The following is a 25,816-nucleotide window of genomic DNA, read 5'->3' as shown; positions in this document are numbered from 1 at the left end:
CCTTGCTACAAGAGTCCATGATGACCGATACCGCCGCGAGCCTGGACCACGCGAACTATCCCCTGCGCGTGCGTGACTTCTACCTGGGGCGTCAGCCGGTGCTCGACCGCAACCAGGCCCTGTATGGCTACGAACTCCTGTTCCGCAGCGCGCGCCAGGGCGAGGCCGACGAGACCGGCCTGTCCGCGACCGCCGCCGTGATCGCCCATGCGGCGCAACTGGGCCTCGCGCGCGCGATCGGCGACGCCACCTGCTTCCTGAACGTGGACGCCGAAGTCCTCGCAAGCGACATCTTCGCGTTCCTGCCGCGCGACCGGACGATCCTCGAGATCGTGTCCGACGTCGTGCCGGACGACGACCTGCTGGCGCGCATGCGCGCACTCGCGGGCCACGGTTTCCGCTTCGCGCTGGACGGTGTCGACGGCGACAGCCTGCGCCTGCAGCGCCTGCTGCCGCTGGCCGCCTTCGTCAAGCTGGACCTGCGCAGCGTGCCCCCCGCGCAGCTGCCGAACCTCGTGCGCCGCCTGCACGGCATGGAAAAGACCGTGGTCGCGGAAAAGGTCGAGACGCGCGACACCTACCAGGCCGCGATGAACCTCGGCTTCGACTACTTCCAGGGCTATTATTTCGCGCGTCCGTCCGTGCTGGGCGGCCGCAAGCTGTCGCCGTCGCAGCTGGCCGTCGTCGACCTCATGAACCTCGTGATGTCGGACGCGGACAATGCCGACATCGAAAAGGCCGTCAAGCGCGACGTGACGCTCGCGCTGAACCTGCTGCGCCTCGTGAACACGCCGGCCGTGGGCGCGACGCAGCGCATCGATTCCGTCAGCCAGGCCCTGCTCGTGCTGGGCCGGCGCCAGTTGCAGCGCTGGCTGCAGATCATGCTGTATGCCGAACCGGCCACGCGCGGCCACAACCAGACGCCGCTGCTGATGCTGGCCACCACGCGCGGCCGCCTGATGGAGCTGCTGGCCCAGCGCCTGCGTCCCGGCCAGCGTGCCGTCGCGGACATCGCGTTCACGGTCGGCATCATGTCGCTGATGGACGTCCTGTTCGGCATTCCGATGGGCGACATCGTCGAACAGATCCCCGTCAGCGACGAAGTGCGGCAAGCCCTCGTGGGCCGCGCCGGCTTCTTCGGCGAGCTGCTCAAGCTGTCCGAGAGCATCGAGCAGGCCGACGAGAACACGGAACTCGTGCTGCCCACCTTGAAGGAGCTCCAGATCTCGGGCGACGACATGATCGAGCTGGAGATGTCCGCATTCCAGTGGTCCGACTCCGTGGTGCGTTACGCCATCTGAAGGGGGCTCGCCTGACCAGCTGCGCGTTGCAGCTGCGGTCTGCGATGCTCGCCGTACGCAAGTACGGCTGCGCTTCTCGACCGCATCTGCCGCCGCTCGCTATGGTCATGCGATGCCCCGACACGTTCCGTGTCTTCATCGATTGCGAGTGTCGTGTCCGCGTCCTTAATGTAGCCGCACCGTCGCCCTCGCGGCCTCGTCGCGGATCGGCATGGCGGCATCGTCGAACGACGGCGGACCGAAACGCCCGCGCGCGTCGCGGCTGAATCCATAGTTCTCGCTCGGGATGCCGATCAGGTTGCGGTCCAGTTCACCGTTGCTGTTCTCGTCCTGGTAGGCCAGCACGGCCCACGTCCCCGCCGGCACCCCTTTGATCGTCACGACCGTCTCGCCGTCGCGGGCGGGCACGGAGCCCGTGTACGCGCACTGCTTGAGGAAGCGCTCGCGGTCGCACACGGCCACGTTGACGTTGCCCTTGCCGCCGGCTGTGTTGGTGACGTGGACGTCGATCGTCGCGGCGCGGACGATCGCGGGCAGGGAGAAGAGCAGGAGGGCGGCGATACGAAGTGTCATGGGGTCCTCGCGGGAATTATGTTAGGCTCGGCGCATCTTCAATGAGGTGCGCGCCATGCTGTGGAATACCGTCATCGTCGTACTGACCGTCATCGCGATGGAAGTGTTTTCCATCGTCGCGCACAAGTACGTGATGCACGGCTTCGGCTGGGGATGGCACCGCTCGCACCACGAACCCCGCACGGGCTGGTTCGAGAAGAACGACCTGTATGCCGTCGTGTTCGCGGGCGTGGCCATCGCGCTCATCTACGCGGGCACCGAGGGAAGACATCCGCTCGAATGGATCGGCGCCGGCATGACGGCCTACGGCGCGCTGTACTTCGTCGCGCACGACGGCCTCGTGCACCAGCGCTGGCCGTTCCGGTACGTGCCGCGCCAGGGCTATCTGAAGCGGCTGTACCAGGCGCACCGGATGCATCATGCGGTGGCGGGCAAGGACGGCGCCGTGTCGTTCGGCTTCCTGTATGCGCCGCCCGTCGCCACCCTCAAGCGCCGGCTGCATGCGCTGCACGGTGGTGCGCCGCGCGCCACAGTCCGGCCGGACGAGACGCCGGCTTCCTGAACCGCGACGCGAGCGCGTCGATCCCGCCCAGTGCCAGCAGGCGCAGCTTCGTCGCGCGCGACGTGCCCGCGCGCGTGTCCCAGGCGCGTGCGCCGCGGCGCTTCACTTCGATGCCGATCTGGCGATACACGCGGCGCGCCGTCGCGATGGCCCAGGCCGAGCGTAGCGGCAGGGCGGCGACGCCGTCCATCGCCGAATCGTAGTAGGGCTCCGCATGGTCGACGAGGCGCGCGGCCACGCGCGCGAGCGCCTCGCGGTGCCGTTCGTGCGCGACGTCGGCGACGGGGATGTTCGCCTCGCGCAGCCACGCCGCGGGCAGGTAGACGCGGCCGATACGCGCATCCTCGACGATGTCGCGCGCGATGTTCGTCAGCTGGAACGCGAGGCCGAGGTCGCACGCGCGGTCCAGCACCGCAGCATCGCGCGCGCCCATGATGGATGCCATCATCAGCCCGACGACGCCGGCCACGTGGTAGCAATAGCGCAGGGTGTCGTCGATGGTCTCGTAGCGCACGTCCGCCGCATCCATCGCGAAGCCGGCCAGGTGGTCGAACGCGTGGTGCGGCGAAATCGCGTGGCGCAGCGCGACGTCCTGGAACGCGGCGAACGCCGGGTCGGATTGCGGCTCGCCCGCGTAGGCACTGAGCGTCAGGTCGCGCAGGCGCCCGACCTGGGACGTGGCATCGACGGGTGCCGTCGTGTTGTGGCCCAGTTCCTGGCCGTCGACGACGTCGTCGCAATGGCGGCACCACGCGTACAGCATCAGCACGCTGCGGCGCGTGTCCTTGTCGAACAGCTTCGCCGCGGCGGCAAAGCTTTTCGAGCCGACGCGGATGGTTTCTGTCGCGTGATCCAGCAGCGCTTCACTCATGCCTGCGCCTCCAGCATCAGGCCAGCCGTCGCCTTCGCGGAGCCGATCACGCCGGGCACGCCCGCGCCAGGATGCGTGCCTGCCCCCACGAGGTACAGGTTAGCCAGGTCCGCGTCGCGGTTGTGCGGCCGGAACCACGCGCTTTGCGTGAGGATCGGCTCGAGCGAGAACGCGGAGCCGAGGTGCGCGTTCAGCTCGTCGCGGAAGTCGAGCGGCGTGAAGATGCGGCTCGTGACGAGCTGGCTGCGCAGGCCGGGCATGTAGCGCTGCTCGAGATAGTCGAAGATGCGGTCGCGGTAGCGCGGCCCTTCGACCGTCCAGTCGATCGGCGCATTGCCCAGGTGCGGCACGGGCGCCAGCACGTAATGGCTGCCGCAGCCGGGCGGCGCCAGCGACGGGTCCGTGATGCACGGCGCGTGCAGGTACAGCGAAAAATCGTCGGCGAGGGCGTTGCCGCCGAAGATGTCCGTAATCAGCTCGCGGTAGCGTGGGCCGAAGCAGACCGTGTGGTGGCGCAGCTGGTCGTGGTGCCGGTCGAGGCCGAAGTACAGCACGAACAGCGAATTCGAAAAGCGCTTCTTGCGCAGCGTATCGGCCTGCGCCGCGCCGCGGGGATGTGCGCCCAGGAGATGCGCGTACGTGTGCACGACGTCCGCATTCGACGCGATGGCATCCGCCTTGAACAGCCGGCCGTCCTCCAGCCGCACCCCGGTCGCGCGCGCGCCGCTCGTTTCGATCGCGGCGACGGGCGCATTGAGTTCGATGCGCCCGCCCAGGTCTTCGAACAGTTTTACCAGGCCGCGCACGAGCGCGCCCGTGCCGCCGCGCGGGAACCACACGCCCCACTGGCGCTCCAGCGCGTGGATCAAGGTGTAGATCGACGACGTGGCAAACGGATTACCGCCCACGAGCAGCGAGTGGAACGAAAACGCCTGTCGCAGGTGCTCGTCCTGGATGAAGCGCGACACGATCCCGTACACGCTGCGCCACGCCTGCAGGCGCGCCAGTTGCGGCCCGGCCGCGATCATGTCGCGGAACGACAGGAACGGCACGGCGCCCAGTTTCAGGTAGCCTTCCGCGAACACGGCCTGCGAGTACGCGAGGAAGCGCCGGTAGCCAGCGACGTCGGCCGGGTTGCGCGCGTGAATCTGGCGGTCCAGCGCTTCCTGGTCGTTCGCGTAATCGAAATAACTGCCGTCTTCCCAGCACAGGCGATAGAACGGAGAAACGGGCAGCATCTCCACGTAGTCGGCCATGCGCCGGCCCGCGGCCGTGAACAGTTCTTCCAGCGCGGACGGATCCGTGATCACGGTGGGGCCGGCGTCGAACACGAAGCCTTCGTCTTCGTACACGTAGGCGCGGCCGCCCGGCTTGTCGCGCTTTTCCAGCAGCGTGGTCTGCACGCCCTGCGCCTGCAGGCGGATGGCCAGTGCCAGGCCGCCGAAGCCGGCGCCCACGACCACGGCGGTATTCGATGCGTTCATGCGGATGTCCCGATCTGGTGAGGGTGGATGCGGCGCGCCGCGTCCAGTGCCTGCAGCACGGGGACGGGCGGCTTGCCGGACAGGATGCGCGCCTTGTCAAGCAGGGTCGTGCTGCCCGCGTAGAAGCGGGCGATCAGCGGCGCGGGCAGGCGGTAGAAGCGCTGCATCACGCGCCAGCGCGCGTCCGGGCTGCCGGCCAAAAACAGCATGCGGTTCAGCAGGCGATAGAAACCTTGCTCCCGCCACGTGGCGCGCGCATCGGCGCGGATGGCACCGAACAGCGCGGGCGCGTCCACGGTGAACAGGCCGGCGAGACGCCGCGCCAGCCGCACCGCGTGCGGCAGCGAGTAGCCGGTCGTGAAATGGAACAATCCGGCTCGCAGGCCGGATACCGGCTGGCCGCGCAGGTTGTCCCAGTAGCGCTCGACGTCGCCCGCCAGCACGATCGGCAGCGCGCCGTGTTCTTCGCGCAGCACCTCCGTGATGCGCCAGCCACGCTGCGCTGCATACGCCGCGATGTTGGCGCGCAGGCGGTCGGCGTCGCGCGCGGCGGCGTCGACGTAGTGCGTGTCCTCGATCAGCAGGCGGTCGCGTGCGAATGGGAGCACGTAGACGAAACGGTAGCCGCCCTGCTGCGCGACGCTCGCGTCCATGATGACCGGCGCCACCAGCCCGTGCGGTTCGGCGAGGCGCACTTCCTGGCCGAGGAACGTCTGCCAGCCCAGCGCGAGCCCCGCATCGGGCAGGGGACCGCGGCCGTCGATCACGGCGCGCGCGTGCAGACGCACGCCGCCGGCCAGCTCGACGTGCGTCGGCGCCAGCGCGGCGATGCGCGTATTCGTGCGCAGGGCGGGGCCCAGCGCCCCTTCGATGACGCGCGCGAAATCGCGCGAGGCGATGCTGCAATAAGCGCCGGTCAGCGTGCGCGCATGGTCGGGAAAGAGCACGTCGTAGCGTGGCCAGCGCTGCGTCACGAGCGGCGCGATCCAGTCCCGTTCGTCCGCATCGAGGTCGCTCGCATGGAACGACCACGTGTGGTTGCCGCCGATGTGCGCGTCCTGTTCCAGCAGCAGGATGCGCAGGTCGGGACGGTGCGTGCGCAGGCGCCACGCGATCAGGCCATTGGCGAGGCCGCCGCCCGCGAGGATCAGGTCGTAGTCGCTCATCGCAGCGCCGCTTCGACGATGTCGGCCGCGCGTGCCGTGCCGCCGGCTTGCGCCACCTTGGCGGCCAGCGGTTCCAGGCGCTGTGTGAACGTCGGGTCGTCCAGCAGGCGGACGAGGTGGCGCGCGAGCCGGCTCGCGCCGGTAAAACGCGCCGACGCCTGGATGCCCACGCCGGCGTGGCGCATGCGCGCGGCGCCGCCCGGGTGGTCGAACGCGATGGGCAGCGCCAGCATCGGCGTCTGCGCGGCGACGGCGTCCATCACGGTGTTCCAGCCCGCATGCGAGATGACGGCATCCGCGCGCGCGAGCGCGGCCTGCTGCGGCGCGAAGTCCGTGACCCAGGTCGCGCCGGCAGTCTTCAGCGCGTCCGCCTGGCGCGCATCGAGGCCACCGCAATGCGCGAGCAGCAGCTGCACGTCGGCGGCGCGGCACGCCTGCGCGATGCGCCGGAACAGGCCGAAGCGCCCGCCCTGCATCGTGCCCAGCGACGCGAACACGAACGGCCGGTCGGCGGCGATGGCCGGCAGCGTACGCGTATCCGGACGGTCCGTCACGGGCCGCAGCGGCCCCACGTGATGGAAATGCGACGGGAGCGCGCGGCGCGGGAACTCGAACGCCTCGACCGTCTGGCTGATCTGCGCGTGCGGCGACAGGAACTCGTGCAGCATGCCGCGCACCGGCACGCCGAGGCGGCGCGCCTGCGCTTCGACGGCGCGGCGGTGCGGCCGCATCATCCAGTCGTACACGCGGGTGCTCTCTTCGACGATCTTCAACGACTTCGCATCGGTGCCGGGACCGAAGGGCATCACGGGCAGCGGGATGCCGGGCTCGCGGTTCACGGGCAGGGCGCAGGCGATCGAGATGAAGGGCAGGCACAGGGCCTCCGCCACGAGGCCGCCCGCCGCTTCCATCTGGTCGGCGAGGAGGACGTCGACGCGCAGCCGTCCGACGGCGGCCGGCAGCGCCTCGCACAGCATCGTCGTCGAGCGGGCCATGTCGCCGATCACGCGGGACACGCCCAGCGGGCCGCCGGGATTCGCCGCGAGGCGCATGGACGCCGCCAGCGATCCCGGGGGATGCGTGGCCGTGCCGACGGCGTGGAAGCCGATGCGCGGGTCGCGCACGAACATGGCCGCGTCGGGCCGGTGGATGAACGTCACCTTGTGGCCGCGGTCGACGAGCGCGCCCGCCAGCGCACCCAGGGTCGTGAAGTGGCTGAGGAAGGCGGGAGCGACGACGCCGAAGTGGGCCACGTCAGTTGGGCGCGCCCGCCGGCACGCGGCCGAACAGGCCTTCCACGAAGCGGCGCGTGTCCGGGCGGGTGCCGAGGGCGTCGGCCAGGTGGCGCTCGGCGTCGTGCAGGTGCAGCGCGAGCCGGCGCCGCGCCTCGTCCTGGCCGACGGCGTTGATGAGCGTCGCCTTGGCGACGTCCTTGCCGGTGTCCTTGCCGGTGACGGCGCTGTCGTTGCCCGCCACGTCGAGGAAGTCGTCGCGCAGCTGGAACGCGTGGCCGGCCGCAAGGGCGAACGCGCGCAGCGACGCGGCGACGGTATCCCCGGCCTGGGCGATGATGGCGGCCATGTCGACGGCGACGCCCAGCAGCACGCCCGTCTTGAGTTCATTGGTGACGGCGATGTCGTCTTCCGTGCCGCGGTTCCCGCGCAGGTCGAGGAACTGGCCTTGCACGAGGCCCTGCGTGCCGACGGTCTCGGCCAGCCGCGCGACGAGGCGCGCACGCACGGCCGGCGGGACGTCCTGCGCGGCGGCGAGGATGCCGAATGCGCGGCTGAGCAGGGCGATGGCGGCAAGGATCGTCACGTCCTCGCCGAACTGCACGTGGATCGTGGGACGGCCGCGGCGCAGCAGCGCATTGTCCATGCACGGCATGTCGTCCAGGATCAGCGAGGCGGCGTGCACCAGCTCGACGGCGCAGGCCACGTCGACGAGGGCCGGCGACGTGCAACCGAGGTCGCGCGCCACGAGCATCACGAGAAGGGGGCGCATGCGCTTGCCGGCGCCGAGGGCGGCCGCGCGCATGGCGGAGGTGAGCAGGTCGGCGCGCGCGGCATCGTGGTTCAGCCAGTGGCCGAGGCGGTGCTCGATCGCCTGGCGCAGCGTGTCGAGCTCGTTGGGCGGCTGGACCGGGAATCCGTCAAAAATGCCGAAGTCCTCATGCCGCCTTGCTTGTATGGACATCTCCACCCCCTCCCGCGCGCGCTGAATCGCCAGAATTGACGAATCCAGCCGATCATACCTGAACAATCTTGGCGAATCGCCAAGTATTTCAAGCGTGCGCGGGACAAAGGCGGGTCAGACTTCCCTTACGACAGGTTCGGCGCCAGATACCGTTCCAGCTCGTCCTTGGCCAGGCCCCGACGCCTGGCCATGTCCTCGAGCTGGTCCTGGCCGATCTTGCCGACCACGAAATACTTCGACTCCGGATGCGAGAAGTAAAAGCCCGACACGGCGGCGCCCGGATACATCGCGAACGATTCCGTCAGCTGCATCCCGATCTCGTCGGCCTGCAGCGTCTTGAACACATCGGCCTTGACGGTGTGTTCCGGGCATGCCGGATAGCCCGGCGCCGGACGGATGCCGACGTATTCTTCCTTGATCAGCGCCTCGTTCGACAGCTTCTCGTCCGCGACATAACCCCACAGGTCCGTGCGGACGCGCTCGTGCATGTATTCGGCGAAGGCTTCGGCCAGGCGGTCGGCCAGGGCCTTGACCATGATCGACGAGTAGTCGTCGCCCGCGGCCTCGAAGCGTTTCTCGATCTTGTCGGCGCCGATGCCGGCCGTCACGGCGAACATGCCGATGTAGTCGGCGATGCCGGACGATTTCGGCGCGATGAAATCGGCCAGGCACTGGTTCGGGCGCTGCACGCCGTCGACCACGGGCTTGACGCCCTGCTGGCGCAGGCCGTAGTACGTGAAGGCGACTTCGCTGCGGGTGTCGTCCGTGTAGATCTCGATGTCGTCGTCGTTGACGGTGTTCGCGGGCAGCAGGGCGATGGCGCCGTTCGCGGTGAGCCAGCGGCCGTCGATGATCTTCTTCAGCATCGCCTGGCCTTCCTCGAACACCTTGGTCGCCGCTTCGCCCACCACCTCGTCCGTCAGGATCGCGGGTACGGGCCGGCCAGGTCCCACGTCTGGAAGAACGGGCCCCAGTCGATGTAGCGGGCGAGGGTGCCCAGGTCGACGTTCTTGAAGACGCGGCGGCCGACGAACTTCGGTTTCACCGGCGAAAACGCGAGCTGCGCCTTGTTGGCGCGCGCCTGCTCCAGGCTCACCATCGGCAGCGCCTTCTTGTTCGCGTGCTGTTCGCGGATGCGCACGTAGTCCTCGGCGATCTCGGCGACGTAGCCGTCGCGGGTCTCGGCCGTCACGAGCGACTGGCCGACGGAAACGGAGCGCGACGCGTCCGGCACGTACACGACCGGGCCTTCGTAATGCGGCGCGATCTTGACCGCGGTGTGCGCGCGGCTCGTCGTCGCGCCGCCGATCAGCAGCGGAATGCGGCGGTCGCGGAACCACGGGTCGCGCTGCATCTCGCGCGCGACGTGGGCCATCTCTTCGAGCGACGGCGTGATCAGGCCGGACAGGCCGATGATGTCCGCGTTCTCCGCCTTGGCCTTCGCGAGGATCTCGGACGCGGGCACCATCACGCCCATGTTGACGATCTCGAAGTTATTGCATTGCAGGACGACGGAGACGATGTTCTTGCCGATGTCGTGCACGTCGCCTTTCACGGTGGCGATGACCATCTTGCCCTTCGGTTTCGCGACGATGCCCGTGCGCGCTTCTTCCGCCGCCTTTTCTTCCTCGATGAACGGGATCAGGTGGGCCACGGCCTGCTTCATCACGCGCGCCGATTTCACGACCTGCGGCAGGAACATCTTGCCCTGGCCGAACAGGTCGCCGACGACGTTCATGCCGTCCATCAGCGGGCCTTCGATCACCTGGATCGGGCGGCCGCCTTCGGCAGCGATCTGCTGGCGCGCTTCCTCGGTGTCCTCGACGATCCACTGCGTGATGCCGTGCACGAGCGCGTGCGACAGGCGCTTGCCGACGGGGGCGTTGCGCCACTCGAGATTCTGTTCCTGCTTCGCGCCGCCGGCCTTCAGGGTGCCGGCGAATTCGATCATGCGCTCGGTGGCGTCGGCGCGGCGGTTCAGCACCACGTCTTCCACGCGCTCGCGCAGTTCCGGATCGAGGTCGTCGTACACGCCGACCATGCCCGCGTTGACGATACCCATCGTCATGCCGGCCTTGATGGCGTGGTACAGGAACACGGTGTGGATCGCTTCACGGGCCGGGTCGTTGCCGCGGAACGAGAACGACACGTTGGAGACGCCGCCCGACACCTTCGCATACGGCAGGTGCTCGCGGATCCAGCGCGTGGCGTTGATGAAGTCGACGGCGTAGTTGTCGTGCTCCTCGATGCCGGTGGCGATCGCGAAGATGTTCGGGTCGAAGATGATGTCTTCCGGCGGGAAGCCGACCTTCTGCACGAGGGTGTCGTAGGCGCGCTTGCAGATCTCGATCTTGCGCTCGAACGTGTCGGCCTGGCCCTTCTCGTCGAAGGCCATCACGATCACGGCGGCGCCGTAGCGGCGGCACAGCGAGGCCTGGCGCAGGAATTCCTCTTCGCCTTCCTTCATCGAGATCGAGTTGACGATGGCCTTGCCCTGCACGCATTTCAGGCCCGCCTCGATCACGGACCACTTCGACGAGTCGATCATGATCGGTACGCGCGAGATGTCCGGTTCCGATGCGATCAGGTTCAGGAAGCGCGTCATGGCGGCTTGCGAATCCAGCATCGCCTCGTCCATGTTGATGTCGATGACCTGCGCGCCGTTCTCGACCTGCTGGCGCGCGACGGACAGCGCCTCGTCGAACTGCTCGTTCAGGATCATGCGCGCGAATGCCTTCGAGCCCGTGACGTTGGTGCGCTCGCCGACGTTGACGAACAGCGAGGTGTCGTCGACGACGAACGGCTCCAGGCCGGACAGGCGCAGCGCGACCGGGATGTCCGGGATGACGCGCGGCGGGCAGTCTTTCAGCAGTTCGCCGATGGCCTGGATGTGTTCCGGCGTCGTGCCGCAGCAGCCGCCGGCGATGTTGACGAAGCCGGCGTCGGCGAATTCGCGCAGCAGGGCGGACGTGTCGGACGGCAGCTCGTCGAAGCCCGTGTCGCTCATCGGGTTGGGCAGGCCGGCGTTCGGGTAGATGCAGACGAACGTCTCCGCGATTTGGGAGAGTTCTTCGGCGTACGGACGCATCAGGGCAGCGCCCAGTGCGCAGTTCAGGCCGATCGTCAGCGGCTTCGCGTGGCGCACGGAGTTCCAGAAGGCCGACACGGTCTGGCCGGACAGGATGCGGCCCGACGCGTCGGTGACGGTGCCGGAGATCATCAGCGGCAGGCGCGGCGTGTCCGGGTGCTCGTCGAAATACTGGTCGATGGCGAACAGGGCGGCCTTGCAGTTCAGGGTGTCGAAGATGGTCTCGACGAGCAGCAGGTCGATGCCGCCCTCGACGAGCGCATCGACCTGTTCGTAATACGCCGCCACGAGCTGGTCGAACGTCACGTTGCGCGCGGCCGGGTCGTTCACGTCCGGCGAGATGGATGCCGTCTTCGGCGTCGGGCCGAGGGCGCCGGCGGCGTAGCGGGGCTTGTCCGGCGTCGAGTATTTCACGCAGGCGGCGCGCGCGAGCTTCGCCGCTTGCACGTTCATCTCGCGCACGAGATGGGCCATGTGGTAGTCGTCCTGGGCGACGCTGGTGGCGCCGAACGTGTTCGTCTCGATGATGTCGGCGCCGGCCGCCAGGTAACGCTCGTGGATTTCCTGGATGATCTGCGGCTGCGTCAGGTTCAGCAATTCGTTGTTGCCCTTGACGAACAGTTCACGTGCTCCGCTGTCGGCCGGTGCGGCGAAATCGATGAAGCGGCCCGTCGGACCGCCGCGGTAGGCCTGCTCGTCCAGTTTGTATTGCTGGATGATCGTTCCCATCGCGCCGTCCAGGATCAAGATGCGACGGGCGAGGGCCTCGCGCAGCTGGGCTTCGACGGGGGACATGGCGTGGACGGCGGTGTTCATCGTAGGGCTTTCCTGAGAGCGGCTGGATAAATATGAGGCGGGTCTGTGATTATACCGTTACTGGCCGAGTTTGTTCTCGATGCGGCCGAGAGCTACGGTTCGCTCGAAATCGGACGCGAATGTAAAGACGTTTGTAACGTATTGTTTCAACCGGTCTATTGTTACATTGAGATACAAATTGCCCCATATTAGCAATTTCCCGGATACATACAGAGGTGACAATAAATCCCATAGACCGCCGCTGGCGCGGTTTTATTGATGTGTATCAGTCCAATCAACGGAAAGTGCGGACCGTCGCTCCGCCGCCAAAATGGGAAGAATTGCAATGAACAAAGAATACGTGCCTGAGTGGGACCAGCCGGCAGTCCGCAACGACGACAACACCCCGGCCAAGGCCCACGCCGTCGCCGGTGTGAAACAAATCGTCACCATCCGCCTGGATGTCGACATGCTGGAATGGTTCAAGTCGGCAGGCCCCGGCTACCAGACCCGCATCAACCAGGTCCTGCGTGAATACATGGAAGCGAATCGCGTGCGTGCTCAGGGCGAGCAGCACTGATTCCTTGCATCGCTTGATGGTCGGGGCACAGCGCCCCGCGGTCGCGCAGACCCGATGCCGGAACGGCATGCCAGTCAACGTAAAATAGAAGGGCATCACCCGGCGCGAACCGGCTGATGCCCTTCTTTATTGTTGTTACAGGTTGTTACGCGAATGCCAGGCCGTCGAACGAAAAGCCTTTCAGGAACTCGCCCGCCGCCAGGCGCTTGCCGCCCGGCTTTTGCAATTCCGTCAGTCGGAGTGCCCTGGTGCCGCACGCGACGACGATGCCGTGCGCATCCGCCTGCAGCACCTGGCCCGGCTGGCCCCGGCCGTCGGCCGGTTGGGCGTTCCAGATCTTGATCGTGGTCGCGCCTGCCTGGCCATGGGCGCCCGGGAACGGGTTGAACGCGCGCACCTTGCGCGCCAGGTCGACGGCCGGCAGCGTCCAGTCCAGCTTCGCTTCTTCCTTGCCGATCTTCGCGGCATAGGTCACGCCGTCATCCGGCTGGGGTACGGCTTCCAATTGTCCCTGCGCCATTTTCCCCAGAGCCTCGACAATCATGCGGCCACCGAGGGCCGCCAGCTTGTCGTGCAGGCTGCCGGTCGTGTCCGTGTCGTCGATGGCGATGCGCTCGAGCAGCAGCATCGGGCCCGTGTCCAGGCCTTCTTCCATTTCCATGATCGTGACGCCCGTCTCGGCGTCGCCCGCTTCGATCGCGCGATGGATCGGCGCGGCGCCGCGCCAGCGGGGCAGGATGGAGCCGTGGATATTGATGCAGGGTTTGATGTCCAGGGTCGAGCGCGGCAGGATCAGGCCGTAAGCCGCGACGACCATCACGTCGTACTCCGTCGCCAGCAGGCGCTCGTGCGCGGTCTTCGCTTCGGCCGCACGCTGCGGATCCTTCGCATCCATCCGCAGCGACAGCGGTTGCAGCACCTCGATACCGTGCGCGGCCGCGACCTGTTTCACGGCGGACGCCTGCAACTGCATGCCGCGGCCGGCCGGGCGGTCCGGCTGGGTCAGCACGAGCGGGACCGTAAAGCCCGCGTCGAGCAGGGCGCGCAGGGCGACGGCGGCGAAGTCCGGCGTGCCGGCAAAGACGACGTTCATCGTCATGCGCGGCGCGCGGACGAACGCTGCATGTCGCGCTCTTCCTTCTGCAGCTTCGTCTTGATGCGGTTGCGCTTCAGCGGCGACAGGTATTCCACGAAGACCTTGCCCATCAAGTGGTCCATCTCGTGCTGGATACACACGGCCAGCAGGCCGTCGGCCTCGAGCTCGAACGGCTTGTTGAACTGGTCGACGGCGCGCACTTTCACGCGCGAGGGACGCTCGACGCCGTCATAGATGCCCGGCACCGACAGGCAGCCTTCGTCGTAGACCTGCTTGTCCGGGCTGGACCAGACGATTTCCGGGTTGACGAAGACGAGCAGGTTGTCCTTGGTCTCGGTCACGTCGATGACGACGACGCGCTCGTGCACGTCGACCTGCGTGGCGGCCAGGCCCACGCCCGGCGCGTCGTACATGGTCTCGGCCATGTCCGCCACCAGCTTGTGGAGGCGGTCGCCGAATTCGGTAACCGGCTTGGCAACCTTGTGCAGGCGCGGGTCGGGGTAGCGGAGAATGTTCAGTAAGGCCATGGCTGTGTATTCGAAATCAATCAGTAATCGGTATATTGGGCCGCGCGGGCATAAACGCAACACGCCGCCCCCGCTCCCGGGTGCGGTTTGTCTTGCTAGTTCAGGGATTTCTCGGCAGAATTTGATTCAGTAAGGCAACTATTGCGACCCTTCATGATCCGCTGCGCGGTCGAAGAGTCGTCTGGTTCCTGCGTTGTTGCCGGCCGAGGTGGCGTAGCACCCGTGTCGATACGGCACTTTACGGACTCTCCAATGAAAAATTTTAGCACAGGCGTTGCCCGGTCGCTCGCGCTCCGCGCCGCCGCCGCGGCCGTCTTCGTCTCCTGCGCCGCCGTTTCCGCCCATGCGGCTACGAACTGCGCGTTCCGCCCGAACGCCCCCGACCAGCACGTCGTCGTGAAGGGCGATACCTTGTGGGATATTTCCGGCGCCTTCCTCGAGCACCCATGGTGCTGGCCCCAGGTGTGGGGCATGAACCGCGACGAGATCCGCAATCCGCACTGGATCTATCCGGGCCAGATCGTCTATTTCGACCGTGCCCGCGGCCGCCTCACGTTGAATAAGCCGGGCACCGGGTCCGATGCGGGCGAGCCGCCGCTCGTGCGTCTCTCTCCGCAACTGCGCACGGAAAACCTCGACCAGGGCAATGCCGTGCCCGCGATTCCCGCCAGCGCGATCGAACCGTTCCTGACCCAGCCGCTCGTCGTCGAGGCACAGGCGCTGGCGAATGCCGCACGCATCGTCGCCGCCCAGGAAGACCGGCTGTACCTGGGCGAGGGCGACCGCATCTACGTGCGCGGCGCGCTCGACGGGGCGACGAGTTTCCAGGTATTCCGGCCGGGCAAGGAACTGGTCGATCCGGACACTGGCAAGGTCGTTGCCCACGAGGCGGCCTACGTCGGCACGGCGCGGCTCGTGAAGGAAGCGGGGCCGGGCACGGACGTCCACACGTTCGTCGTCGGGCGCTCCGTGAAGGAAATGGGAGTTGGCGACCGTTTATTGCCGACGCCGCCGACTCCGGTGCGCAACTACGTCCCGCACGCGCCCGTGCGGCCCGTGGCGGCGCGCGTGATGGCGCTCGCGTCCGAATCGAATTACGCGTCGCAGAACCAGGTCGTGACTGTCAACCGGGGCACGCTTGACGGACTCGATGTCGGCTCCGTGCTGCAGCTTTATCATCTTGGGCAGACCGTGACGGACCCGGAAAGCAAAGGCTTCCTCGGGTTCGGCAAGGCGAAACTGAGGCTCCCGGACGAGCAATACGGCGACCTGTTCATCTTCCGGGTTTTCGACCGCGTCTCTTACGGACTGGTCATGCAGGTGACGAAACCGGTGCAGGTCGGCGACGTCGCCCGATCACCGGAGTAAATCCACCGTGCAGGACACGGACCTTTCCGCAGCGCCTGCACGATCGACCTCCCTGGCAGCCTGGCTCCGCCTGGAGCGGGCGGCCGGCATCGGACCGCGCACGGCCGCCGCGCTGCTGGCGGCGTTCGGCAGCCCGGACGCCGTGTTCGCCGCCGACTTTCCGGCACTCGCCGCCCACGTGAGCCCGGCCCAGGCGCACGCGCTGCTGCAGCCGCCGTCCGACGCGACCCGCCGCCTGCTCGATGCGACGCTGGACTGGCTCGCCCGGCCCGGCCACCACGTCGTCGCGCTGGGCGAGCCCGGCTATCCCGAACTGCTGGCCCGGATCCCCGATCCGCCTTTGCTTCTTTATATTAGAGGACACGCCCATGTGCTGGACGGGCCGTGCCTGGCCATCGTCGGCAGCCGCAATGCCAGTGCGCAGGGCAGGGCGAATGCGCAGGCGTTCGCGGAGGCGTTGTCCGGTGCCGGCCTGTGCATCGTGTCCGGTCTCGCGCTCGGGATCGACGCGGCCGCGCACGAGGGGGCGCTGCGTCGTTGCGGCGGCACGGTCGCCGTCGTCGGCACGGGCCCCGACCTCGTTTATCCCGCCCGCAACCGGGCGCTGGGCGAGCGCATCGCGCAGGAAGGCTGCATCGTCAGCGAATATCCGGTCGGCACGCCTCCACTGCCGGGCAATTTCCCCAAACGGAACCGGATCATCAGCGGCCTCGCGGCCGGGGTGCTCGTCGTCGAGGCGGCGGCGCAGTCCGGCTCGCTGATCACGGCGCGCCAGGCGGCCGAGCAGGGGCGCGACGTGTTCGCGATTCCAGGCTCGATCCACGCCGCGCTGGCCAAGGGCTGCCACATGTTGATCCGCGACGGCGCGAAGCTCGTCGACACCGCGCGGGACGTGCTGGAAGCGCTCGGGCTGTCCCCCCTGCTGGCGCAGCAAGCGGCCCGCCTACCCTCGGCAGATATTTCGTTAATAGATACCAAGATCGATAACAGTGCCGCCGGGCACTTCAGCGCGCCGGCTGACGCCGCGCTGCTGGATGCCATCGGCCACGACCCCGTCGACCCCGACACATTGCTGCCACGCCTCGGCTGTAGCCCCGGAGAACTGGCCGCGCGCCTGCTCGTGCTGGAGTTGTCGGGGCATCTCGAACGGCTGCCGGGAGGCCTCATCCAGAGGATAATGCACGGAAAATAGGGTGGCGAAGGCGATAAGGCCGATAAACAACGCTGATGTTTCCGCGCGGCATTGGAGCACGTGACGCACTTGTGCCGCACGGAGCTTAGCTGCTACAGTAGCGTCACCATGTTCGACATCCTAGTCTATCTTTACGAGACGTATTACCGTCCCGATGCCTGCCCCGAGCCGGCCGCCCTGGCACGCAAGCTGTCTGCCGTCGGTTTCGACGATGTCGAAATTTCCGAAGCGCTGGACTGGCTGAATGGCCTGACGGAAATGGCCGGGACCACCAACCCTGCCCTCGAATCGAGCGGCACGCGCTTCTACATCGCCCAGGAAGTCGATACGCTCGGCAGCGCCGCCGTGGGTTTCATCCAGTTCCTGGAACTGGCCGGCCTGTTGACCGCGTCGCAGCGCGAGATCGTCATCGAACGCGCGCTGGCGCTGGACGAATCGCCCGTCACGCTGGGCAAGCTGAAGATCATCGTCCTGATGCTCCTGTGGAGCCAGGGCAAGGAGCCGGACGCGCTGATGTTCGACGACCTGTTCGGATCGGACGAGGAAGATGCCGCGCCGCGCCTGCTGCATTGACGACGCCACTATATGAATACGTGAAACGGGGCTGCGGCCCCGTTTTTTCTTGCGGTAGAGCAAGATCAAGCGTATTTTTCAAGGCAGCATGGCCGGGTTGCATCAAGGCGCACGCAGGCAGAGTCTACTTGCGGATTGCGCGGCAACCCGCTTATCATTGGCCGCTATCTGCCAGTTGTTACTAATAAGCTATCAAATGGCCGGCTTACACAGCCGACCGATCTAGGAACCCTATGACCAAAGCCCTCATCATTGCCGAAAAGCCCTCCGTGGCGAATGACATCGCCAAGGCGCTCGGCGGCTTTACCAAGCACGATGAGTATTTCGAATCCGACGAATACGTCCTGTCGTCCGCCGTCGGCCACCTGCTCGAGATCGCGGTGCCCGAGGAATACGACGTCAAGCGCGGCAAATGGAGTTTTACGCACCTGCCGATGATTCCGCCGTACTTCGCGCTGAATCCGATCGCGAAGACCGAGTCGCGCCTCAAAGTGCTGAACAAGCTGATCAAGCGCAAGGATGTCGATACCCTGATCAACGCATGCGACGCGGGCCGCGAAGGTGAACTGATCTTCCGCCTGATCGCCCAGAACGCCAAGGCCAAGCAGACCGTCAAGCGCCTGTGGCTGCAGTCGATGACGGCGAACGCGATCCGCGACGGCTTCGCCCATCTGCGCACCGACCAGGAAATGCTGCCGCTGGCCGACGCCGCGCGCTGCCGCTCGGAAGCCGATTGGCTGATCGGCATCAACGGCACCCGCGCGATGACCGCGTTCAACTCGAAGGAAGGCGGTTTCTACCTGACGACCGTGGGCCGCGTGCAGACGCCGACCCTGTCGATCGTCGTCGAGCGCGAAGAGAAGATCAAGAAATTCGTGCCGCGCGATTACTGGGAAGTGCGCGCGGAATTCCGCGCCGAGGCCGGCATGTACGAAGGCCGCTGGCTCGACACGAAGTTCAAGAAGGACGACGCCGACCCGGAAAAACGCGCCGAGCGCCTGTGGGCTAAGGTCGACGCGGAAGCGATCGTCGCCGCCTGCATGGGCAAGCAAGGTAACGTCACCGAGGAGTCGAAACCGACGACGTCGATGGCGCCCGCGCTGTTCGACCTGACGTCGCTGCAGCGCGAGGCCAACGGCCGCTTCGGCTTCTCCGCGAAGAACACGCTGGGCCTGGCCCAGGCGCTGTACGAAAAGCACAAGGTGCTGACCTATCCCCGTACCGATTCGCGCGCGCTGCCGGAAGACTACCTGAGCACCGTCCAGTCGACCTTGGAAGTCTTGAAGGGCAACCCGAACTACCACCAGTTCGCCAAGCAGATCCTGGACAAGGGCTGGGTCAAGCCGAACAAGCGCATCTTCGACAACAGCAAGATCTCGGACCACTTCGCGATCATCCCGACCGGCGTCGTGCCGAAGAACCTGTCCGAGCCGGAACAGAAGCTGTACGACCTCGTCACCCGCCGCTTCATGGCCGTGTTCTTCCCGGCCGCGGAATTCCTCGTCACGACCCGTTATACGGAAGTGGAAGGGCACCAGTTCAAGACCGAAGGCAAGGTCATGACGAACCCCGGCTGGCTGGCCGTGTACGGCAAGGACACGACGGGCGACGACAAGGACGGCGCCAGCCTCGTGCCGGTGGCGAAGGGCGAGAAGGTGCGCACTGAAAAGGTCAACGCCAACGGCCTCGTCACGAAACCGCCCGCACGCTACAACGAAGCGACCCTGCTGTCGGCGATGGAAGGTGCCGGCAAGCTGGTCGATTCCGACGAACTGCGCGACGCGATGGCCGGCAAGGGCCTTGGCACGCCGGCCACGCGCGCGGCAATCATCGAAGGCCTGCTGACGGAAAAATACCTGCTGCGCGAAGGGCGCGAGCTGATCCCGACCGCCAAGGCGTTCCAGCTGATGACCCTGCTGCGCGGCCTGGGCGTGAACGAACTGACGGCGCCGGAACTGACGGGCGAGTGGGAATACAAGCTGTCGCAGATGGAAAAGGGCCAGATTTCGCGTGAAGAATTCATGCGCGAGATCGCCGAGATGACCGAGATCATCGTCAAGCGCGCCAAGGAATACAACAACGACACGATCCCGGGCGAGTACGCGACGTTGCGCACGCCGTGCCCGAACTGCGGCGGCGTCGTCAAGGAAAACTACCGCCGCTTTGCCTGCACCAAGTGCGATTTCTCGATGAGCAAGGTGCCCGGCAGCCGCCAGTTCGAGATCGAGGAAGTCGAGGAATTGCTGGCGAACCGCACGATCGGCCCGCTGCAGGGCTTCCGCTCGAAGATGGGCCGGCCGTTTGCCGCGATCCTGCGCATCGTGCGCGACGAGGACATCCACAACTACAAGCTGGAATTCGACTTCGGCCAGGACCAGGACGAGGGCGAGGACGGCGAGGGCGTCGACTTCACCGGCCAGACGCCGCTCGGCCCGTGCCCGAAATGCACCGGCAACGTCTACGAGATGGGCCTCGCGTACGTCTGCGAGCACACGGTGGCCAAGCCGAAGACCTGCGATTTCCGCAGCAGCCGCATCATCCTGCAGCAGGAAATCCTGCCCGAGCAGATGGCCAAGCTGCTGAACGAGGGCAAGACGGATCTGCTGCCGGGCTTCGTCTCGCAGCGTACCCGCCGGTCGTTCAAGGCCTTCCTCGTGCGCGGCAAGGATGGCAAGATCAGCTTCGAGTTCGAGGAGCGCAAGGCCAAGCCGGGCGCGAAACCGAAGGACGAGGGTGACGGTGCCGACAGCGGCGCGGAGACGGCGGCCGCCAAGCCGGCCGCGCGCAAAGCTGCGGCGACGAAGGCCCCGGCCAAGGCTGCTGCGACCAAAGCCCCGGCCAAGACGGCCGCGGCCCGCAAGGCCCCGGCGAAGCGCGCGACGGCAACCAAGAAGGCGGTCGCGGGCGAATAAGAACCTGGGCCCCCGCCTGCGCGGGGGCGACGTCCATAAAAAAACCGCGACCCGTCCGGCATCGCGGTTTTTTTACTTTCAGCGCCAGCGTTACTCGCGCCAGTCTTCCTGCAACGCCCGAATGGCCGCCTCGCCGTTGCGGATCGCCTTCACGCGGCGCACGATTTCGTTGCGCCAGGCTTCGTCGGCATCCTGGTCGCCGTCGTCGCTGTCCACCATCAGCAGACGCAACAGCTCGTGCCTGTCCTGGGCGGACAGTTGCTGGATCTGGGCGGCCAGTTCGGCGACGATAGGCATGGGGATCTCCTAGCAGGATATTGTGACCAGATCATAACGTGAAGTTCAGTGCATGTCGACAGGCTGCATGTTGTCTGTCGGTTTCCTGTCAATCAGCTTGTTGTCGGGGTCGATACCGGCCCGCGCCGGACGGCCGCTGACCACGAGGACGACGCGCTGGTCGGCCTGCGTCACGAGCCGGCGCTCGCGCGCGAGCGGGTTGCCGGCCTCGTCGTCGACGCCGAATTCGATGTAGTCGCGCAGCTGTTGCGGCTTTTCCTCGCCCTGGTCGCCGGCGCGCACCTTGCCGGCGGTGGCGCGGATCTCGACCTCGTACTTGCCGTCCGGCCGGCGGCGCGCCGTCGCACCGTCGACGTGGTTTTCGTACAGGACGATGGACTCGAACAGGTCGTCGATCAGGTAGGCCTTGTCCGGCGGCGTGATGCCGCGCAGGCGCTCGACGAGCGTTGCCACGGTCGGATATGGCGGCCCCTTGTACGCGTACTCCAGCAGCAGGCCGTGCAGCACGCCGTTCACCGCATCCTCGCCGACCAGGTCCTGCAGCAGATACATCGCCAGGCTGCCCTTGTGGTAGTGGATGTAGCTCTGGTTCTCGTTCTGCGCGAGCGGCAGCTCCTTCTTGTTTTCGCGCGCGCGGCCCATCAGGTATTCCTCGAGGTCGTAGCGCAGGAAGCGCCGCATCTTGCTGGAGCCCAGCGTGTTCTTCATCGTCATCAGCGCCGTGTATTCGGCCAGGCTTTCCGACAGGACGGTCGCACCGCGCATGTCGGCGCCGACGATCTGGTGTGCCCACCACTGGTGGCCCACCTCGTGCGCGCTCACGTAGTACGGGTAGTCGATGTCCTTGCGCGAGTCCGGATCCACCTTGGCGATGAAGCCGACGCTTTCCGAGAACGGGATCGTGCCCGGCGCCGCCTGCGCGTACGATGCGTAGCGGGGGAACTCCGCGATGCGCAGTTCGCGGTTCTGGTAGGGGCTGAAGTGCTTCGTGCCGTATTCCAGGGCCGCCTTGGCGCCGCGGATCATGCGGTCCACATTGAACTCGTGGCCGGGGTGGTAGTAGACGTCGATCGTCACGTCCTGCCAGCGGTCGTGGCGGACTTCGTAGCGGGCCGACTGGAACGTATAAAAATTCAGGACGGGCTTGTCGGCCTTGTAATGGAACCAGCGCCGGCCGCCGCTCATCCACTCCTGTTCCAGCGTGCCCAGCGCGACCACGGTCTGGTCGGGGCTCGTGCTGACGACGGCGTCGAAGCGGATCCAGTCGGCGTCGTTGGCGACATAGCTGTTCGCGCGCGCCGCTTCGTTCTCGTGCGCGGCCATGCGTTCGCGCGGCGCGAGGCCGTGGCGCTTGCGGTCGCGGTCGTCCTCCAGTTCGACCGTGCGCTGGTAGCCCACGTGCGGCAGGACCTCGTTGCTGAAGAAGGTGCCGTTGCCGACGACGGCCGTGTCGCGGCCCAGGCCCAGCACGCCGCCCGGTGCGTCCAGCAGGTCGAACTCCAGTGCCGTGCGCGCGCCCGGCTGCAGGGGCATTGCGAGCTGGTAGTGATAGAAGCCGTGCTGCGGATCGGCGCGCAGCAGCCGCGCCGCCTGTGCGAAGCGTGGACGGAAGTCGGGGCCGGGCTTCTGGAACAGGACGACGTCGCGGATCGGGGCCGCGGTCCGGTTTTCCAGCTGGTAGAAGCCGTGGACCTTCAGCGTACGCGTGTCGGGATGGATGTCGACCTGCAGGCCGACGTCGGTGATGCGCGGCTGCGGCAGCTTTGCATAGCGCTTGTAGCGCAGCTCGTAGTCGGCGCGTACCTGTTCCTTGTGCCACGCCGTCTGGTAGGTGCCGAGGTGGACGAGGTTGTACCACAGCAGGCCGCCGCTGGCCGCGAACACGAGGATGCCGGCCGCGAAGCCGCCCAGTACACCCGGTGTCAGGCGCCGGCGCGCCAGTTGCAGGCGTTCGGCGAAGCTGTCGCTCACGCCGCGCGGCCACAGCACGAGCGCGATGGTGAACAGGACGATCGCCGCGCCGCCCCAGTAGATTTGCAGGGTGCGCTGCAGCGGCAGGGAGTGGCCGAAGCCGTTCATGGCGGAATACGTGATGTCCGGCAGCGCGCCGTACACGAGCATCGGGTGATCGAGGCCGAAGCCGCCGAGGAACAGCGTGATGACGTACCAGGTGACCAGCGCGAAGTAGGCGAGGTATTTGTGGTTCAGGATGGCCTGGGCGGCGATCGCCAGCACGGCCAGCAGCACGTAGCGGGGCAGCAGGATGCCGAACAGCGTCGCCAGGTACAGGCCCGGTTCCAGGGTCAGGTAGCCGTGCGCCAGCTGGATGCCCATGCCGCACACCATCGCGGCCACCAGCAGCAGGACCTGCAGGCCGACGAGGGCGATGGTCTTGGCGGCCAGCGGCAGCCAGCTCGGGACGGGCAGCGCATCCATCATCTGCGCCATGCGCGCCTCGCGCTCGCGCCACACCATCTCGCCCGCATAGAACGTCGTCACGATCAGCACGAACAGTGCGAACACGTCGCGTATGAGTTCCAGCACCATGTACGTGACGGGGTAGGTCTTCGTGCCGTAGATCGCGCCCAGGTCGAGGGAGCTGACGATGAGGGTCAGCATGCCGGCCAGGACGATCACGGCGAAGTAGACGTTCTTGACCGCCTCGCGCAGATTCATCCAGCTCGACCTGGCCAGCAGCACGGCGAGGCTGCGCGCGGCGAAGTCGGGCGGCTCGTGCAGGTCGGCCATGCCGGCCGGCGTCTGCGGCGCGCTTTCCGGTTCGGGCCGCGCCTGGCCGCGCTTGCCGGCCGGCGTCGACACGAAGCTGAAGCGCCAGTAGCCGAGCAGCAGGGCGACGAGCGAGAACAGCGACCAGATGGCGCGATTGATCAGGTAGACGCCCGCGAACGGAACCTGCAGCGTGTTGCGCTCCGTGAGGTTCCAGTACTCGGTGAGGCGGATCAGCGCCGTCGTGCCGAACGGGTCGATCAGCGCGGCAAGCGTCTTGTAATCGAGGTCGCGCGCGAGCGACGGGGCGACGATGTAACCGATCAGCATGACGACGCTGGCGACGTACACGGGCAGCATGCGCCGCGTGAGCGCCGCGAGCACGAAGAAGATGGCGCCGAAGATGAACAGGTTCGGCAGCAGGGTGAGGAAGTACGGCAGCAGGTAGCCCATGACCGAATACGGCCCGAGGCGGGCGGGATCGATGCCGGGCAGCGCGGTCCCCAGCAGGGTGCCGAACAGGATGGCCGAGAACACGACGGCGAGCGTCGCCAGCGCGCCGAGGAAGCGTCCGAACACGTACGCGTATTTCGGGATCGGGGCGCTGAAGAAGAAGTGGTGCATCTCGTATTCGAAGTCCTGCTGCACCGAGCGGCCCATCATCGCGGCGACGACGATGACGCCGAGGGAGCCGAGGAACGCCGCGCTCAGGGCGATCTGGCGCGGCGCGTTGATCAGCACGCGGCCGCCGAACGACACGAAGGCTTCCTTGAAGACGCCGCCCGCGGCGGCCATCCACAGCAGGGCCAGCGCGAAGAAGGCAAAGAAATACACCCAGGTCGACAGCAGCTTCAGGCGCTGCCGGGCCTCGAAGCCGGCGATGGCGAGGAGCGCACCCATGAATCAGCAGTTCCCGGCCATGTCGTTGTGGCGGCCGGCGATGGTGGCGAAGTAGACGTCTTCCAGGGTCGGATGGATCGGCTCGAAGTCGTCGCCGGGGTAGCGGTCGGCGTACACGTGGATCAGCGTCCGGCCGGAGAGGAGGCGCGTGGAGATGACGGTGTGGCGCTTCTGGTAGGCGGGCAGGTCCGCCTTGCTCACGACCCGCGCCCAGATCTTGCCCTCGATGCCTTCGATGAGGCGCACCGGCTCGCCGCACAGCAGCACGTGGCCCTTGTTGATGATGGCCATGTTGGCGCACAGGTCGGCCACGTCGGACACGATGTGCGTGGACAGGATCACGGTCTTGTCCTCGCCGATGTCGGACAGCAGGTTGTGGAACCGCACCCGCTCCTGCGGGTCGAGGCCGGCCGTCGGCTCGTCGACGATGATCAGTTGCGGGTCGCCGAGCAGCGCCTGGGCGATGCCGAAGCGCTGGCGCATGCCGCCGGAAAAGGTGCCCATCTTCTGGTTGCGCACTTCGAACAGATTGGTCTGCTGCAGCAGCGCGTCGACGACTTCGCGCCGGCGGTGGCGCTGCGACAGGCCTTTCAGTTGCGCGAAATGGTCGAGCAGCTCGTACGCGCTCACTTTCGGGTACACGCCGAAGTCCTGCGGCAGATAGCCCAGCAGGCGGCGCACCTCATCCTTTTCGTCCAGCACGTCGATGTCGTCCAGGAAGACGGAGCCGCTGTCGCATTCCTGCAGGGTGGCGAGGATCCGCATCAGGGTCGACTTGCCGGCGCCGTTGGGGCCGAGCAGCCCGAACATCCCGGGCGGGATGCTCAGCGAGACCCTGTCCAGCGCGACCACGCCATTGGCATAGGTCTTGGACAAGTTGCGGATTTGTAATTCCATGGAGACTCCATTGCTCGTGACAATGCACGCATTTCATGACTGTTGCATTGTATTAAAAAGGAGCCGACCCGGCAGCAGCGGTGCGACACACGGCATTTTCACAAGTCCAGAGTGCAGAAAAGCGGGAGCAGGATGCAGGCCAGCATACAGCGTGGAATGAATTATGTCTATTCTGGCAACATTGCCAGTGATATCCGGGCGGGGCAAGAACATGCATAATGGTCCTATGGATACTCTCATCAACAAGGACAATATCCTGGCCGTTACGCGCCAGGGCCGCACCCGGGCCGAGTCGACGGACTGGTTCCGCGTCGCCGTCGGCCTGTACTACCTGGCCAACCTGATGACGAAGGAAACCATCGATTTCAAGACCGTGGACCGCGAGTTCAACCGGTTCATCTATCACACGCTCGGCGGCGGCCACACGATCACGAGCATCCTGCAATTCATGAGTGGCAAGAACGTATTGCCCGTCGTGCAATCCGAGCGGTTCATGACGGCCTTTACGAGCACGTGCACCGACGTGCCGCCGGATTCGATCCCGTTCCTGCTCGAACTGAACCTGGGCGTTGCGAAAAACATTTCGAAGCTGGAGGTGGACGGGCCCGTGCACGACTGGCTGGAGGCGCAGAAGCGTGCCCGGAAGACACGTGAGGGAGGGGCGGTGGACGAGGGCATATAATTCGGCTTATCGAACAACAAGCTGAAGGT

At 66.6% G+C, this 25,816-nt stretch carries 19 protein-coding genes and 1 pseudogene; 8 read left to right on the top strand and 12 right to left on the bottom strand.

From position 1 onward, the window contains the following. The first annotated feature begins 20 nt into the window (after window positions 1-20). Complete coding sequence (locus P0M04_RS04505) at window positions 21-1,301, top strand: EAL and HDOD domain-containing protein (protein ID WP_259449135.1); 1,281 nt, start codon at window positions 21-23, stop codon at window positions 1,299-1,301. Between the two features lie 165 nt (window positions 1,302-1,466). Here P0M04_RS04505 and P0M04_RS04500 read toward each other — a convergent pair whose 3' ends face one another. Next, window positions 1,467-1,874, bottom strand: coding sequence for a DUF2141 domain-containing protein (locus tag P0M04_RS04500; RefSeq protein ID WP_259448558.1), 408 nt, complete (start codon window positions 1,872-1,874; stop codon window positions 1,467-1,469). A gap of 55 nt (window positions 1,875-1,929) precedes the next feature. Here P0M04_RS04500 and P0M04_RS04495 point away from each other — a divergent pair, with 55 nt between their 5' ends. Next, window positions 1,930-2,436, top strand: coding sequence for a sterol desaturase family protein (locus tag P0M04_RS04495; protein ID WP_259448559.1), 507 nt, complete (start codon window positions 1,930-1,932; stop codon window positions 2,434-2,436). On the opposite strand, the gene crtB is transcribed toward P0M04_RS04495, so the two are convergent. From crtB to metH, 6 genes and pseudogenes are all read right to left on the bottom strand, one after another. Continuing rightward, entirely contained in the window at window positions 2,360-3,307 is a 948-nt protein-coding gene (gene crtB / locus P0M04_RS04490; protein WP_259448560.1) for a 15-cis-phytoene synthase CrtB, read from the bottom strand. The two genes, P0M04_RS04495 and crtB, sit on opposite strands and share 77 nt — an antisense overlap. Continuing rightward, entirely contained in the window at window positions 3,304-4,791 is a 1,488-nt protein-coding gene (locus P0M04_RS04485) for a phytoene desaturase (RefSeq protein WP_259448561.1), read from the bottom strand. The genes crtB and P0M04_RS04485 overlap by 4 nt, the downstream gene beginning before the upstream one ends. Further along, on the bottom strand, window positions 4,788-5,957 hold the full coding sequence (crtY, locus tag P0M04_RS04480; protein ID WP_259448562.1) for a lycopene beta-cyclase CrtY: 1,170 nt from the start codon (window positions 5,955-5,957) through the stop codon (window positions 4,788-4,790). The genes P0M04_RS04485 and crtY overlap by 4 nt, the downstream gene beginning before the upstream one ends. Next, complete coding sequence (locus P0M04_RS04475) at window positions 5,954-7,210, bottom strand: glycosyltransferase (RefSeq protein WP_259448563.1); 1,257 nt, start codon at window positions 7,208-7,210, stop codon at window positions 5,954-5,956. Before P0M04_RS04475 ends, crtY begins: the two co-directional genes overlap by 4 nt. A 1-nt stretch (window position 7,211) precedes the next feature. Continuing rightward, the gene (locus P0M04_RS04470; protein WP_259448564.1) at window positions 7,212-8,153 is read right to left on the bottom strand and encodes a polyprenyl synthetase family protein; all 942 of its coding nucleotides are present in this window, start codon (window positions 8,151-8,153) and stop codon (window positions 7,212-7,214) included. A gap of 125 nt (window positions 8,154-8,278) precedes the next feature. After that, a pseudogene (metH, locus tag P0M04_RS04465) lies at window positions 8,279-12,036 on the bottom strand (methionine synthase). A 346-nt stretch (window positions 12,037-12,382) separates the two neighbouring features. Between metH and P0M04_RS04460 the strand changes: the two are divergent. Next, complete coding sequence (locus P0M04_RS04460; protein ID WP_259448566.1) at window positions 12,383-12,616, top strand: BrnA antitoxin family protein; 234 nt, start codon at window positions 12,383-12,385, stop codon at window positions 12,614-12,616. 145 nt (window positions 12,617-12,761) lie between these two features. Here P0M04_RS04460 and fmt read toward each other — a convergent pair whose 3' ends face one another. Then, a complete protein-coding gene (gene fmt, locus P0M04_RS04455) occupies window positions 12,762-13,709 on the bottom strand; it encodes a methionyl-tRNA formyltransferase (protein WP_259449136.1) in 948 nt (315 codons plus the stop codon). Between the two features lie 2 nt (window positions 13,710-13,711). Beyond that, window positions 13,712-14,239 (bottom strand): peptide deformylase, encoded by a 528-nt coding sequence (gene def / locus P0M04_RS04450; RefSeq protein WP_259448567.1) that lies wholly within the window; start codon window positions 14,237-14,239, stop codon window positions 13,712-13,714. 252 nt (window positions 14,240-14,491) lie between these two features. On the opposite strand from def, the gene P0M04_RS04445 reads away from it, so the two are divergent. From P0M04_RS04445 to P0M04_RS04430, 4 genes are all read left to right on the top strand, one after another. Continuing rightward, window positions 14,492-15,607: a LysM peptidoglycan-binding domain-containing protein gene (locus P0M04_RS04445; protein WP_259448568.1), complete on the top strand. Its 1,116-nt coding sequence runs from the start codon at window positions 14,492-14,494 to the stop codon at window positions 15,605-15,607. 7 nt (window positions 15,608-15,614) lie between these two features. Beyond that, the gene (dprA, locus tag P0M04_RS04440; RefSeq protein WP_259448569.1) at window positions 15,615-16,799 is read left to right on the top strand and encodes a DNA-processing protein DprA; all 1,185 of its coding nucleotides are present in this window, start codon (window positions 15,615-15,617) and stop codon (window positions 16,797-16,799) included. 108 nt (window positions 16,800-16,907) lie between these two features. Further along, a complete protein-coding gene (locus P0M04_RS04435; protein ID WP_036235377.1) occupies window positions 16,908-17,372 on the top strand; it encodes a Smg family protein in 465 nt (154 codons plus the stop codon). Between the two features lie 233 nt (window positions 17,373-17,605). Beyond that, window positions 17,606-20,284: a DNA topoisomerase III gene (locus P0M04_RS04430; protein WP_259448570.1), complete on the top strand. Its 2,679-nt coding sequence runs from the start codon at window positions 17,606-17,608 to the stop codon at window positions 20,282-20,284. A gap of 90 nt (window positions 20,285-20,374) precedes the next feature. On the opposite strand, the gene P0M04_RS04425 is transcribed toward P0M04_RS04430, so the two are convergent. The 3 genes from P0M04_RS04425 to P0M04_RS04415 are packed head-to-tail and all read right to left on the bottom strand — an operon-like array spanning window position 20,375 to window position 25,105. Continuing rightward, on the bottom strand, window positions 20,375-20,581 hold the full coding sequence (locus P0M04_RS04425; protein WP_259448571.1) for an addiction module protein: 207 nt from the start codon (window positions 20,579-20,581) through the stop codon (window positions 20,375-20,377). Between the two features lie 45 nt (window positions 20,582-20,626). Next, entirely contained in the window at window positions 20,627-24,208 is a 3,582-nt protein-coding gene (locus P0M04_RS04420; RefSeq protein ID WP_259448572.1) for an ABC transporter permease/M1 family aminopeptidase, read from the bottom strand. Between the two features lie 3 nt (window positions 24,209-24,211). Further along, a complete protein-coding gene (locus tag P0M04_RS04415) occupies window positions 24,212-25,105 on the bottom strand; it encodes an ABC transporter ATP-binding protein (RefSeq protein ID WP_258853104.1) in 894 nt (297 codons plus the stop codon). 226 nt (window positions 25,106-25,331) lie between these two features. On the opposite strand from P0M04_RS04415, the gene P0M04_RS04410 reads away from it, so the two are divergent. After that, a complete protein-coding gene (locus P0M04_RS04410; RefSeq protein WP_259448573.1) occupies window positions 25,332-25,787 on the top strand; it encodes a hypothetical protein in 456 nt (151 codons plus the stop codon). Window positions 25,788-25,816: the final 29 nt, after the last annotated feature.

Origin of the sequence: Telluria mixta (genome assembly GCF_029223865.1) — a bacterium.
In the GTDB taxonomy this organism is placed as follows: Bacteria; Pseudomonadota; Gammaproteobacteria; order Burkholderiales; family Burkholderiaceae_D; genus Telluria; species Telluria mixta.
Note: the sequence above shows the minus strand (reverse complement) of the source record. Positions and strands in the feature narration are given on the sequence as shown.